This window comes from Leifsonia psychrotolerans (genome assembly GCF_013410665.1).
GTDB classification, from domain to species: Bacteria; Actinomycetota; Actinomycetes; order Actinomycetales; family Microbacteriaceae; genus Cryobacterium; species Cryobacterium psychrotolerans_A.
Genome location: NZ_JACCFM010000001.1, coordinates 2,091,724 through 2,104,941, shown reverse-complemented (window position 1 = coordinate 2,104,941; position 13,218 = coordinate 2,091,724). Strand labels below are relative to the sequence as shown.

Here is a 13,218-nt window from a genome sequence, read left to right as displayed (position 1 = left end):
ACATGACGATTCTGGCCCTGGCAATCGACCACACGATTGAAGACCGTATCTTGGTCGACCTGGTGGAACACGGCCATACGGTGACGACCAGACAGTCCACAGCTCGAGAGCTCATCGTGGCGATCGGCAAGCGGGCTCCGGAGGTGGTGCTCGTGCAGGCCGATCGGGTCACGCTCAGTGCGGAGCTGCTCACCGTCTGCGATGAGAGTGGTGTGCGGGTGGTTGCGCTCTGCAGCTCAGACAGCGGGCGCCGGTATGCCGCCTCGCTCGGGCTGTACGAGGTGCTCGATGCCACCGCTGCCTGGGCCGAAATTGAGGCGCTCCTCGGCGCGGACGTGACGGTGCCTCTGCGAATCGGAGTGCGCCAGGGGCACGCTGCGCAAAGTCGGGTCGTCGCGGTCTGGGGGCCGGCCGGCGCGCCGGGGCGCACGACCCTGGCCATCAACATCGCAGCCGAGATCGCGGCGTGCGGGCACACCGTCGCTCTCGTCGACGCCGATACCTACGGTGGTTCGGTCGCCTCGGCGCTGGGCCTGCTCGATGAGGCTCCCGGTTTCGCCGCAGCCTGTCGGTTGGCCGGTGCCGATGCCTTGACTCCTGCCGAGCTGGAGCGCATCGCGCAGCGTTACACCTCGCCGCAGGGCGCGTATTGGGTGCTCACCGGGCTCGGGGGGCCCTCGCGCTGGCCGGAACTGTCGGACGAACGGATCACCCGCACGATTCAGACACTGCGGCAGTGGGTCGAGTACGTTGTGATTGACGCAGGGTTCAGCCTGGAGAGCGACGAGGAGATCTCGAGCGACCTCTTCGCGCCACGTCGCAACGCGGCGACGCTGGCGACGATCACTGCGGCGGATCACGTCGTGGCCTGCGGGTTGGCCGATCCGGTTGGGATGGCGCGTTTTCTGCGGGCCTGGGTGGAGCTGGGCACGATTCTGTCGACTACGAACGTGAGTGTCGTGATGAACCGGATGCGGCGAAGCGCGGTCGGCATCGACCCGAAGGGGCAGATCAGCGGGACGCTGCGCCGCTTCGGCGGAATCACTGACGTCGTCCTGGTGCCGCAGGACGTGGCCACGGTCGACAACGCGGTGCTCACCGGACGCACGCTGCGGGATGCCGCACCGAAGTCGGCCGTGCGCGCCAGCATCCGTCGGCTTGTGCTCACCGAGATTCTGCCCGCTCCCGCGCCGGTGCCGCGGCGCGAGCAACGGCGGGAAGCCTCCGCAGGTCGAGTGACGCGCCGGCGTCGGGCTCGGGAAGCGGGCTAACCGGCACGTCGTTCGCCAGAATGGAACCATGACAAACCTGACGCTTCGCCGGGGTGTGGGTGCCCGCACCGACAGCGAACTCGAGGTGAAGCGTTCCCGCTTTCTCACCCGGCTCGTGCGCGTGGAGACCGAGGGGGAAGCGCGCCAGGTCGTGGCCGAAGCGCGCCACGACGACCCGGGCGCCCGCCATCACTGTTCCGCGTTCGTACTGGGCTCCTCAACCGAACCCGGGCAGATACGCCGTTCGAACGACGACGGCGAGCCGTCGGGAACAGCCGGCCGGCCGATGTTGGAGGCGCTGACCGGGCGCGGGTTCATCGACAGTGTGGCCGTGGTCACGCGCTACTTCGGCGGGGTGCTGCTCGGTGCCGGCGGACTGACCCGGGCTTATTCGGAGGCGGTTCTGGGTGCCATCGACCTGGCATCCGCTCGAGGTCTCGTGGTGCATCGCGCCGCACGGGGGGTGTTCAGCGTGGCGCTGGAACACGCGGATGCCGGATCTGTCGAGTCGGAGCTGCGCCAGCGCGGTGTGACCGTGCTCGGAACCGACTATGCGGCCCAAGCCATCGTACGACTCACCCATCCCGATGCGACGGCGCTCGCCGCGATCGTCGCCGCCGCGACGTCGGGCCATGCCGTGCTCACGCCCCTGGGACGCGAATGGGTCGACGTCGAACTCGACGATTAGCGAACCGTCGCGGCGCCTGTATCGCCGACGAGAGCGATGACCTCGATTCGGCTGCCGGGGCCGGCCAGGAGCAACATCCGTTCACCGCTGACGCCGCTCAACGCGCTGACGACGCTCTCGACAGTGGGACCGAACTCATCGGCCTCCGCACGGGGCCAGACGGTGACCTGCGCACCAGAGACCGCAGAAATCGCCTGGCTGAGCGGCTCCGGGTCGGCTCCGGTGACAAGGACAACGTGTCGAATCATCGGCTCGACCGGAATGAGAGGAGGGAAAGCCGCGCGATCGTTGCGCCAGACGCGAAAATGATACCCAGCGGTCAGTGCGGTTGCGAACAAGAGGCCCAGGGGTGCACGGACGTGATCGACAAGATTGAGCTCGGCGTGAGCCTCCAGAGTGAACGCGAAGAGGCGATAGGCAATCACCAGGAGCGTGATCAGGGCAACCACGGCACTCACCCCGAAGATGGCGATGAGGTAGACGCGTCGGCCCATCGACCGAGCCGCCGTCGCGTGAACCACAGCCGCAGGCTTCCAGGCCATCCACCAGAGCGGTGCCGCGACGAGCAGCGAGCTGAGCCCGGCAAGCAGGAGGGGGCGCAGGTCGTTGCCGGCGAACGTCGGCACGCTTGCGGCGAGGAGTGAGTTCACCAGAATCCCGACGCCACTGGCCGCGCCGGCCAACCCGATGCCGGAGAGAACGAGCCGTTCCGACAGGCGAACCGCGACGGATCGTTGCGTGACGACGACGTGATGGTAGCGCCAAACGACGGCACCGATCAGTCCCGCGGCAAGCGCCGTCGGCAGGGGGTCGAGCACGGCCGCGAGCGGTTGGCTGCGGTCGAATGCGACGTCCAACACCACATAAACCGTGGTGCCGAGGCCGAAGAGGCAGGTCAATGCTCCGCCGCCGATGCCGAGCACGATGAGCAGCACCGAGGCGAAGGCACTCGGCCTGTCGCGCGCTCGGTCATGGATCCACTGAGTCCACCAGAGTATGCCGCCCCCCAGAGACCAGAGCGCTGACTGAGCGGCGAACAGCCACCACGAGGAACCGATCGAGACCGGATCGGTGAACCGGTCGACGGCGGCGTGGAAGAGTGTGCCCAGGGCGCCGATTCCACCGCCCACGAGCAGGCCCATGCCGAACCACGCTCCGATGAGCGGAACCAGCGCGGCTAAGCGCAGCGGCGCGGTCTGCGGGCGTCTCCAGATGACGCGGTGCAGGCACCAGACGCCGGCCCACACGATCGCCGTCGCAGCTGCGGACGGGCGCCACTCTCCTGCGAGAAGATCGCTTGCAGCGCTGAGGAGCGAGAGGGAGAAGGTGATGACGGCAACGGATGAAATCGCCGCGAGATACAGGCCCCAGCTGATCGTGGCCCGCTCCCGCTCATCACGGAGGCTGCGCCAGACGAACCAGCCGAGAAGTGCAGCCAGCGGGCCGGCGATGAACGTGAAGGCGAGCGACTGGGCGAGGCCCGTCACATCGGACCCGGCCAGCGTGACGCTCGTGTCGAGGAGCCGGCCCAGCAGCCCCGAGAGACCGATCGCGACGATCACGACAAGTGTGAATAACAGGATGAACACGATGAGTCGGCGAACGACGCCCTGGGCTGCCGGCCGCACGGGCGCGTGAATTGGTGCTGAGATCGTCATGAGGTACCCCCTTCTGGTGGGCAGACTGTCACGTTCCACGGCGTGGAAGTGATCAGCCAGACGTCGCCGCGCTTCACCAGGGTGAACCTGTCATCCTGAGCCGATTCCGCGGGGCTGAACCCTCCGGTGTCGGAGGTCGAGGTGAACGTGACCGCGACCTCGGCCTTGCTGCCATTCTCGGTGGTCCCACGCAGAGTGATTCTCAGATTGTTTGTGGAATCGTGGCCCCCGAAGCAGTTGGACAGCGAGGCCGGATCGACGAGCGCGAGTGCGGCATCCGTGTCGCCGGCGAGCACGGCCTCGGTGTACCGCTGAACGGTTCCGGCCGGTGTCGCCGCGTCAAGGCGTGGCGTCGCGCCGCGCGTCAGCACGACGGCGACAGCGATCACAACGACAGCGCCGACGATCGCGACTAAGAGGTGGAGCGTTCGGTCTCGTTGACCGGGCATTTTGTCCATAGGTCCAGCTTCCTGCATCCGTGGCCGCGAGAGGTGAACGACGCGCACCCGTGTGCGGCCGTAGGCTAGAGCTGTGTCGACGCTCAGTGAACTCGTACTTGCCCAAGGCCGCAGCAGCGCAGAGGATGTGGACTGGCTGCACATGCTTATCGCAGACGGCCAGCTCATCGCCGATCTCGCCTTCGCCGACATCGTCGTTTGGGTGCCCACTGAGACCGACAGCTTCGTCGCCGTCGCCCACCTGCGGCCGTCGAGCGCCGCAACCCTCTTCTACCGCGACTTCGTGGGTCAGCAGATCAAGGGGGAATGGCGCAAACAGGTGACCGAAGCGTTCGAAACGGCGAGAATCGTCGACACGACGGCCCCTGATTGGTATGAAGAGACACCGACCCGGGTCCGCGCCATTCCGGTGATGCGGCGGCTCAGCACGTCGGGATCCCAGGTGACGGATGCCCCGATCGCGGTGCTTACTCGGCACACCAATTTGAGCGAAGCGCGCACTCCGAGCCGCCAGGAGCTCACCTTCAACGACTGCGCCAACGACTTGTTCGCGATGATCGCCACCGGGGACTTCCCCGACTTGGGCGCGCCGACCGGTCCCCGCCGCGGCGCCCCGCGTGCATCGGACGGGTTGATCCGTCTGGCCGTGGATGGCATCACGACGTTCGCGAGCCCCAATGCGCTGTCGGCCTTCAACCGAATCGGATTTCCAGATGAACTCGAGGGGGAGTCGCTCGCCGAGGTCACCACGCGGCTGCTGACCGGAAAAGCCGATGTCGACGAGTCGTTGCCTCTCGTCGTCACCGGCCGAGCGCCGTGGCGCACCGACATCGAAGCACGCGGCGTAACGGTGTCGCTGCGGGCGATTCCGATCCGCAACCGTGGTGAGCGCACTGGTGCCGTGGTGCTGTGCCGCGACGTCACGGAATTGCGCCACCAGGAACGTGAGCTGATCACAAAGGATGCCACGATTCGGGAGATTCACCACCGGGTCAAGAACAACTTGCAGACGGTGGCGTCGCTGCTGCGCATTCAGGCCCGCCGCACGCACTCCGATGAGGCTCGTGAAGCTCTGAACCAGGCGATGCGCCGTGTTGCGGCAATCGCGGTGGTGCACGACACCCTGTCGGAGGGACTGAGCCAGAGCGTTGACTTCGACGCCGTGTTCGACCGTGTCCTGCTCCTGATCGCCGAGGTGGCAAGCGCTCACAACACGACGGCGCATCCGAAGTCATCGGGCAGTTTCGGCACGTTGCCGAGTGCCTACGCCACCCCGCTGGCGCTGGCGCTGACAGAACTCGTCACGAACGCCGTCGAACACGGACTTGCTGGTCGCGAAGGCGAGGTGTCCATTGAAGCCGAGCGCGATGAAGACACCTTGACCGTGCGGGTGCGTGACAACGGATCCGGGCTGCCCGAGGGCAAAGTGGGGTCGGGGCTCGGCACGCAGATTGTGCGCACCCTGATTCAGGGCGAACTCAGTGGAACCATTGATTGGCACACCATGATGGGCAGCGGAACCGAAGTGACGATCGAGATTCCGCTGCGCTACATGGTGGAGAGCTAGGCTCCCGAATCTCGCACAGTACAAAAAGACGTGGGCCCTCCGGATCACTCCGGAGGGCCCACGCCTGACGTGGTGTGGGTGCCGCTATGACGCTCGGCGGGCCCGAGCGGCACGACGCTTCAGAGCGCGACGCTCATCTTCGCTCAGGCCACCCCAGACTCCGGAATCCTGACCTGTCTCCAGTGCATACTGAAGGCATACCTCCGTGACGTTGCACCGTGCGCACACCGACTTCGCCTTCTCGATCTGGTCAACTGCGGGACCAGTGTTACCGACCGGAAAGAAAAGCTCCGGGTCAGCAGTGAGGCAGGCAGCTTTATCGCGCCAATCCATGGGGGTGCTCCTTTATTGCGGGTTTGCATGGCCGATCGGCCTAGAATGCGATGAGTGCCGGTTGCAGGAATATTCGGATCTGCTGACGCGTGAACCATACATGCGTGTGCGTGCCTGAAAATGGTTTTGCGCGTTGAAATCAGCTCACGTCCCTGTGAGCGTCAACCGGGCCTCAAATATGGTCGCATAATAGAGAAATCAAATCAATAGTTTTGTATGGGATTCCCCTGTGAGAGAACAGTCCAACCAGTCTGATGATTCTGTGTCACACGCCCCGCGTGGTGCACCACCGATCGGGTTGCGCGTCGTCGCGACCCTGCTCTGGGCTGAGGCGTTACTTCTCTGGGCGGCCGTCGCCTGGCTGATCTTCGAGTTCCTCACGTCGACCCCCTCGTCGGTTCCGGGCGCGCTCGTCATTCTGGCCATCGTGCTGATCGCGTCGATCGGGGTCAGCCTCGTCGCTGCCGGTGCTGCGCGTGGGCGATCCTGGATGCGGAGCCCGGCCGTGGTGTGGCAGCTGATGCAGATCGCCGTCGCCGTCGGCTGCTTCCAAGGTCTCTATGCTCGTGCCGACCTTGGCTGGCTGCTGCTGATCCCGTCGGTGCTTGTGCTTGTGCTGCTCTTCACTCCGAAAGTCATCGACGCCACGCGGAACTCCGGCTAACGAAATATTTCGAAATCGGAATAGGCGCAGGGGGGTGCAACGTTCACACTGAAATGGTCATGACTACTTCTGAGCTTTCCGTGAAGCGCTACGCTACCGACTCCGCCGTTGACGCCGCACGCGTCGGGTGGGCGCGCTGGCGCGCTGCGCGCCTGGCCACGGTCGTTTCGGCGACCGGGAATCTCGCCCTGGTCGAAACGCGTTGGCTGGACGCCGATGTCACGACCACCCTCGACGACGCCCTCGAGGGCCAGCCCGCGAGTGTGACCGCGACGGCACTGACACGCACGAACCTGTCGACGGGGGAGCCGGAACGCGGCATCCGTCTCTGGGATTCGGCTTCGCCTGCAATCGTGAACTTCGACACCGTCTCGGTGTGGGATTTCGACCCCAGCTGGGTGATCGAAGCAGAGTTCACACCCGTCGACGCCGACCGCACCATTCCGTTCGAGCACATTCGCGACAACGGCGGCAGCCGCAACCTTGTCGTCCCCGGCGACATCACGTTCACTCGGGACGGCGTCGGCTACACGTTCAGTGCCTTCGACGACGACGGCACACTGCTTCTGGTCTTCGGCGACGCAAGCAACGGGGTGGCCGACGACTCCGGTAGCTACGAAGCCGGCCGTTTTCTCTTCGTGCACCGTTCCGCCAGCGCGTTCGGCGAGGCAGGCACCGTCATTCTCGACTTCAATCAGGCTTTTGTTCCGCCGTGCGGTTTTTCGATTCACTACAACTGTCCTTTGCCGCCACGGAACAACCGTTTCCTCGTGCCAGTCGAAGCCGGCGAGAAGGCTGTTCAGTTCCGCGGGGGCCACTCCATCTACTGACTGAGTCAGTGCCGCTCACCAGACCCGACCGGAAAGATCGGGTCTGAGAGCTGGAACAGTCGGGCGTCTCGCGACGCCCGGTGAGTCTTGGTTCGTGTTCGTCGGGCGAAGTTGCCCGTTTCTACTCGTCATCCACACAGGAGTTCTCCGTGAAAAAATCCACGACGGCCGTTCTTGCCGCCGCACTCGTCGCGACCCTCGCCCTGGCGGGGTGCGCTCCCTCGACAAGCGATGCCAGCGCATCCGGGGCGAAGGCCATCGAAATCGGTTCGATCTACGAACCTCAGAACCTTGATAACACCGCCGGTGGTGGGCAGGGCGGCACCGAGGCGTTGAACGGCAACGTCTATGAGGGGCTGTTCAAGCTCACCGATGACGGCGCGGTCGAACCGCTGCTCGCCAGCGCATACACCGTGAGTGATGACGGTCTGACCTACACGTTCACCCTCGTGCCCGGTGTGACCTTTCACTCCGGTAAGACGCTCACCAGCGCCGATGTGAAGGCAAGCATCGAGCGCGTCACCGCCGAGGACTCCCAGTCTGCGCGCAAGTCGAGCCTCGCCGTGATCGCTGGAATCGAGACCCCTGATGCCACGACAGTCGTGATCGATCTGTCGAGCCGTTCGATTTCGTTGCCCTACCTGCTGAGCTATATCTGGATTGTCAACACGGACGCGAAAGATCTGAAGACCGCTGAGGACGGGACCGGCCCGTACACGGTCGGAACCTGGAAGCGCGGCAGCTCGCTCAGTCTCGAACGGTGGGACGGTTACCGGGGCGCGAAGGCCAAGAACCCCGAGGTCGTCTTCAACTACTTCACCGACGCGACAGCGCTCGCAAATGCGCTGCTGACCAACCAGGTCGACATCGTCACGAGCGTGCAGAGCCCCGATGCCCTCGCGCAGTTCGAGAACAACCCCGACTTCACCGTCAACAACGGCAACTCCACCACGAAGGAACTGCTCGCGTTCAACGACAGGGTCGCACCGTTCAACAACGTCGACGTGCGCAAGGGAATCTACTCGGCCATCGACCGTACGAAGCTGCTGAACTCGATCTGGGGTGACTACGGCAGCCTGATCGGCTCGATGGTTCCGCCGACCGATCCCTGGTACGAAGACCTCACCAGCGTGAACCCCTACGACCCGGCGTTGGCCAAGACCCTGCTCGCCCAGGGCGGCTTCCCGAACGGCTTCACGTTCACCCTCGACACGCCGACCTATGACCCGCACCCCGCCGTCGCCGAGTTTCTGAAGAGCGAGCTCGCCAAGGTCAACGTGACGGTGAACATCAACCCGATCAGCTCGGATGAGTGGTACACGAAGGTCTTCAAGAGCCGCGACTTCGAGGCCACCCTGCAGGAGCACGTGAACGATCGGGACGTGGTCTGGTACGGCAACCCCGACTTCTACTGGGGCTACAACAACCCCGAGGTCACCCAGTGGGTATCGGAGGCCGAGCAGTCGGCGACGGTCGACGAGCAGACCGCGAAGCTCAAGCTCGTCAACGAACAGATTGCGAAGGACGCCGCCAGCGCGTGGTTGTACCTCTACCCGCAGATCGTCGTCGCATCGAGTGCCGTGAGCGGATACCCGCTGAACGGTTTGAACTCGCAGTTTTACGTCTACGACATCACCACGAAGTAGTACCTCGCGGGGTCGAGCCTGTCACGAGCGGGCGCCGGTTGTGAGACCGGGGCACGGGGTCTCGACAGGCTCGACCAACGGTTGGGGGCTCGACCAACGGTTGGGGGCTCGACCAACGGTTGGGGGCTCGACCATCGGTGGTGGGGCTCGACCACCGGTTGGGGGCTCGACCACCGACTCAAACAGTAATCTGAGAGAATCATGACCACCTATCTGCTGCGCCGCTTCGCCTTTTTGGTGATCTCGCTGCTGCTGGCCATGGTCGTGCTTTTTCTGCTGCTGCGATTGCTGCCGGGAGACCCGGCGAACGCCCTGCTGTCGGTCAACGCCACACCCGAGCAGGTCGCCGCAGCCCAGGCGCAGGTCGGCAGCGACAAGCCCATCGGCGAGCAGTTCGTCACCTGGTTCGGGCAGATGGCCACGTTCAACCTCGGCAGCTCATTCATCAGCTCGTTGCCGGTCGGCCCTGAGATCGTCTCCCGACTGGCCGTCACGGTGCCGTTGACCCTGATCTCATTCGGCATCGCTGTTGTGCTCTCCCTCTTCATCGGATTCATCGCTGCCTGGAAGTCCGACCGGTGGTACGGTGCCGCGCTCTCGGCCGTGTCGCAACTGGGCATTGCCGTGCCGGCCTTCTGGGTCGGCATCCTGCTTGTGAGCGTATTCAGCGTGAACCTGCGTTGGTTCCCCTCGGGCGGGTTCCCGCGTGACGACTGGGCCGATCCGGACGCCGCACTGCATTCGCTCGCCCTGCCGATCATCACGGTCTCGCTCGTGATGACGGCCTCAATTTCACGCTACGTGCGGTCCGCCACCCTCGACGTGCTCGGCAGCGACTTTCTGCGCAACGCCCGCGCTCAAGGCTCGAGCTTCGGAGTGGCAATGTGGCGGCATGGCCTGCGCAACGCCTCCGTTCCGGTGATCTCCATCTTGGGGATCGAGCTGGCGACGACTTTTCTCGGCGCCGTCGTCGTCGAGAGCGTCTTCACCCTTCCCGGTCTCGGTAACATGCTGCTGCGGGCCATCGCACAGCACGACTACCCGAACATTCAGGGCGTCCTGCTGATCTCGACACTGGCCGTGCTGATCATCGGCTTCGTCGCCGACATTGTGCAGCGACTGATCGACCCGCGGCTGCGCACGAGCGTCTCGGGGAATCGATGAGCGCCGTGGTTCACGCGGATGCGCCGGCGCCAGTGCGACGACGCACTCGCCGTTCGCTCACCCTTTCGATCGGCCTCGTCTGCGTGGGCCTCGTCGTCGTCACCGCGATCGTCTCACTGTTCTGGCTGCCCTACCCGCTCGCCGACACCACGGGCACGAGGCTCGAGGCGCCGAGTGCGGCTCACTGGCTCGGCACCGACAAACTCGGGCGGGATCTTCTCAGCCAGCTCATGGTCGGCGCCCGCATTGCGTTGAGTGTCGGCGCCGGGGCCGTCGCCATTGCCGCAGTTCTCGGCATCGTGCTCGGCTTGGCCGCAGCGTTCGCGACAGACTGGCTCGACGACACACTCTCGGCCATCTTCGACATTCTGATCGCGTTCCCCGTGCTGTTGCTCGCCATGCTGATCGTCGCCGCGCAGGGGGCCTCGCTCTGGTCCGCCACACTGGCCATCGGCTTGGCCATGTCGGCGATCGTCGCCCGGCTCACCCGGGTGCTCACCAAACGGGTGCTCTCGGCGCAATACATCACCGCGGCGCGCACCAGTGGGACCGGCTGGGCGGGGATCATCCGTCAGCATGTGCTGCCGAACATCGCGCCGACGCTCGGTGTGAGTCTCGCCCTGCAATTCGGCGTGGCTGTGCTGGCCGAGGCGAGCCTGTCATACCTCGGTCTGGGGGCCCCGCCGCCCAATGCGTCGTGGGGTCGGATGCTGCAAGAGGCGCAGGGCACGGTGGCCACCGCGCCGGTCGGGGCCATCGCGCCCGGCCTCGCCTTGGTGATTCTCGTCATCGGAGTCAACCTCGTCGCCGACGGGCTGCGGGATGTCGCCGACCCAACCCGGAGGCGATCACGATGACGCTGCTGTCTGTTTCAGAGCTATCTGTGGCTACCCGTGACGGGCTGCCGCTGCTGCACACGCTGTCGTTTGACCTCGCCGCCGGCGAACGGTTGGGACTGATCGGTGAGTCGGGGTCGGGCAAGTCGCTCACGGCCTTCGCTGTGACAGGCCTTTTGCCGACCGGTTTGGTGTCGACCGGCAGCGTGCTCCTCGCCGGAACCCAGGTGATCGGCGCTGCCGAACGCAGCCTCGTGCCACTGCGCGGGCGGGTCGCGGCCGTCGTCTTTCAGGACCCGCTCACCGCGCTCGACCCGCTCATGCGGCTCGGAGATCAGGTGGCCGAACCCCTGCGCCGCCATCAGGGGCTGCGCGGCGCGCAGTTGCGTGCCGGCATCGTGGCAGCGCTCGCCGAGGTGAGTCTGCCTGACCCCGAACGTATTGCGTCGGCCTATCCGCATGAAATTTCGGGCGGGCAGCGGCAGCGGGTGGCGATTGCGATCGCCCTCGCCTGCCGGCCCGAGTTGTTGATCGCCGACGAACCCACGACAGCGCTCGACGTGACGGTGCAGGCGGACGTGCTCGATCTGCTCGACCGTATCGTCGCCGAACGTGGCATGGCGTTGCTCTTCGTCAGCCACGACTTGGCCGTGGTCGCCCGCATGACGGATCGGGTGATCGTGCTGCGCGCAGGCGTTGCCGTGGAGCGGGGAACGTTGACGGCGCTGCTATCGGCCCCACAGCATCCGTATACGGCCGAACTCGTGCGGAGTGCACGCACGCTCGATCACGCGCTGGACATCTCGTGAGCGCCATCCTGGAGCTGCGCGCGGCCAGTTTCGCCTACCGCGGAGGGGCGCAGGCGCTCGACGATGTGTCATTCGCCGTGACCGAGGGACGTAGCGTGGGCCTCGTGGGCGAATCGGGTTCGGGTAAGACGACACTCTTGCGACTTCTGCTCGGCCTCGCGTCGCCCACCAGCGGGCAGATTCTCTTCGGAGGCGAGCCGCTGGTGCCGCGCAACCGGGCCCAGATGCGCCGGTTCCGACGCAGCGTGCAGACGGTCTTCCAAGACCCGTATTCGTCGCTCGATCCGCGGCAGAGCGTCGCGCAGATCATCGCGGAGCCACTGCGCTCGCTCGGCCTGGCCACCGGTGCGGATGCCGCGGCCCGAGTTGCCGCGGCCCTCGAGTCGGTGGGGCTGTCGACGGATGCCGCCACGCGCTACCCCCACGAATTCTCGGGCGGACAGCGGCAGCGCATCGCCATCGCCCGGGCCATCGCCCCCGGGCCGAAGCTCGTGCTCGCGGACGAGCCGGTGAGTGCGCTCGACGTGACGACGCGCATCCAGATCATGGAGTTGTTGGCTGAACTCGGCGCGGCGCAGGGTCTGACGGTGCTGATGGTCTCGCATGATCTCAGCGTCGTCGCTTCGCTGTGCGCCGAAACGGTGGTGTTGCAGAACGGCCGGGTGGTGGAGCAGGGGGCGACAGCCACGGTGCTCGGCGCACCGCGCGAGGACTACACGCGTCGGCTGATCGCGGCGGTGCCGCGGCTGCCGTAGCCCGCCCGCTCGTGTTCGCCGTCCCCGGATCCGGGTGACCGGTTGCTGCGTGGGTTACGCCGCGAGGCCCAGCTTCTTGCGCAGGCTCGAAACATGGCCGGTGGCCTTCACATTGTAGAGAGCGAGCTCGATCGTGCCGGCTTCGTCGATCACGAAGGTCGAGCGCAGCACACCGGTGACGATTTTGCCGTAGAGGTTCTTCTCGCCGTACGCGCCGTAGGCGTTGTGCACAGTGAGATCTTCGTCGCTGAGCAACGGGAAGGTGAGGGCGTCGCGCTCCTGGAACTTCGTGAGGGTGGCTGGGGAATCCTTCGACACGCCGAGCACCTGGTAGCCGGCGGCCGCGAGGGAGCCCAGGCTGTCGCGGAAGTCACAGGCCTGCGTCGTGCAGCCCGGTGTCATCGCCGCCGGGTAGAAGTAGAGCACAACATTCTGGCCTGCGAAGTCGGAGAGCGAGACGGATGCGCCATCCTGGTTACGCAGCGTGAACGTGGGGGCTGGGTCGCCGGCTGCAAGGCGCGTGGAGTCAGTCATGACTC

Annotated in this window: 14 protein-coding genes; 10 read left to right on the top strand and 4 right to left on the bottom strand. The window is 65.6% G+C overall.

Annotated elements, in window-relative coordinates; all coding sequences use genetic code 11:
• Positions 1 to 2: 2 nt before the first annotated feature.
• Together HNR05_RS09825 and HNR05_RS09820 are read left to right on the top strand one after the other, a co-directional pair.
• Complete coding sequence (locus tag HNR05_RS09825) at positions 3 to 1,271, top strand: CpaE/TadZ family protein (protein ID WP_179578844.1); 1,269 nt, start codon at positions 3 to 5, stop codon at positions 1,269 to 1,271.
• A gap of 28 nt (positions 1,272 to 1,299) precedes the next feature.
• Positions 1,300 to 1,959, top strand: coding sequence for an IMPACT family protein (locus HNR05_RS09820; protein WP_179578843.1), 660 nt, complete (start codon positions 1,300 to 1,302; stop codon positions 1,957 to 1,959).
• Here HNR05_RS09820 and HNR05_RS09815 read toward each other — a convergent pair.
• Both HNR05_RS09815 and HNR05_RS09810 read right to left on the bottom strand, forming a co-directional pair.
• A complete protein-coding gene (locus HNR05_RS09815; RefSeq protein WP_179578842.1) occupies positions 1,956 to 3,617 on the bottom strand; it encodes a DUF5671 domain-containing protein in 1,662 nt (553 codons plus the stop codon). The two genes, HNR05_RS09820 and HNR05_RS09815, sit on opposite strands and share 4 nt — an antisense overlap.
• A complete protein-coding gene (locus HNR05_RS09810; RefSeq protein WP_179578841.1) occupies positions 3,614 to 4,075 on the bottom strand; it encodes a hypothetical protein in 462 nt (153 codons plus the stop codon). The genes HNR05_RS09815 and HNR05_RS09810 overlap by 4 nt, the downstream gene beginning before the upstream one ends.
• Before the next feature lie 73 nt (positions 4,076 to 4,148).
• Here HNR05_RS09810 and HNR05_RS09805 point away from each other — a divergent pair, with 73 nt between their 5' ends.
• The gene (locus HNR05_RS09805; protein WP_179578840.1) at positions 4,149 to 5,642 is read left to right on the top strand and encodes a histidine kinase N-terminal domain-containing protein; all 1,494 of its coding nucleotides are present in this window, start codon (positions 4,149 to 4,151) and stop codon (positions 5,640 to 5,642) included.
• Between the two features lie 84 nt (positions 5,643 to 5,726).
• Here HNR05_RS09805 and HNR05_RS09800 read toward each other — a convergent pair whose 3' ends face one another.
• Entirely contained in the window at positions 5,727 to 5,975 is a 249-nt protein-coding gene (locus HNR05_RS09800) for a WhiB family transcriptional regulator (protein ID WP_035837005.1), read from the bottom strand.
• Positions 5,976 to 6,237: 262 nt separating this feature from the next.
• On the opposite strand from HNR05_RS09800, the gene HNR05_RS09795 reads away from it, so the two are divergent.
• The 7 genes from HNR05_RS09795 to HNR05_RS09765 all read left to right on the top strand — a co-directional run bounded on the left by HNR05_RS09795 (position 6,238) and on the right by HNR05_RS09765 (position 12,679).
• The gene (locus tag HNR05_RS09795) at positions 6,238 to 6,639 is read left to right on the top strand and encodes a hypothetical protein (RefSeq protein WP_343062544.1); all 402 of its coding nucleotides are present in this window, start codon (positions 6,238 to 6,240) and stop codon (positions 6,637 to 6,639) included.
• Between the two features lie 59 nt (positions 6,640 to 6,698).
• A complete protein-coding gene (locus HNR05_RS09790; RefSeq protein ID WP_179578839.1) occupies positions 6,699 to 7,469 on the top strand; it encodes a DUF1684 domain-containing protein in 771 nt (256 codons plus the stop codon).
• Positions 7,470 to 7,618: 149 nt separating this feature from the next.
• A complete protein-coding gene (locus HNR05_RS09785; RefSeq protein ID WP_179578838.1) occupies positions 7,619 to 9,115 on the top strand; it encodes an ABC transporter substrate-binding protein in 1,497 nt (498 codons plus the stop codon).
• Between the two features lie 201 nt (positions 9,116 to 9,316).
• Positions 9,317 to 10,279 (top strand): ABC transporter permease, encoded by a 963-nt coding sequence (locus tag HNR05_RS09780; protein ID WP_179578837.1) that lies wholly within the window; start codon positions 9,317 to 9,319, stop codon positions 10,277 to 10,279.
• Positions 10,276 to 11,136, top strand: coding sequence for an ABC transporter permease (locus HNR05_RS09775; RefSeq protein ID WP_179578836.1), 861 nt, complete (start codon positions 10,276 to 10,278; stop codon positions 11,134 to 11,136). Before HNR05_RS09780 ends, HNR05_RS09775 begins: the two co-directional genes overlap by 4 nt.
• Positions 11,133 to 11,924 (top strand): ATP-binding cassette domain-containing protein, encoded by a 792-nt coding sequence (locus HNR05_RS09770; RefSeq protein ID WP_179578835.1) that lies wholly within the window; start codon positions 11,133 to 11,135, stop codon positions 11,922 to 11,924. The genes HNR05_RS09775 and HNR05_RS09770 overlap by 4 nt, the downstream gene beginning before the upstream one ends.
• On the top strand, positions 11,921 to 12,679 hold the full coding sequence (locus HNR05_RS09765) for an ATP-binding cassette domain-containing protein (RefSeq protein WP_179578834.1): 759 nt from the start codon (positions 11,921 to 11,923) through the stop codon (positions 12,677 to 12,679). The genes HNR05_RS09770 and HNR05_RS09765 overlap by 4 nt, the downstream gene beginning before the upstream one ends.
• A 54-nt stretch (positions 12,680 to 12,733) precedes the next feature.
• Here HNR05_RS09765 and bcp read toward each other — a convergent pair whose 3' ends face one another.
• Positions 12,734 to 13,213 carry a thioredoxin-dependent thiol peroxidase gene (gene bcp / locus HNR05_RS09760; RefSeq protein WP_179578833.1) on the bottom strand — a complete coding sequence of 160 codons (480 nt, stop codon included), beginning with the start codon at positions 13,211 to 13,213 and terminating at the stop codon, positions 12,734 to 12,736.
• Positions 13,214 to 13,218: the final 5 nt, after the last annotated feature.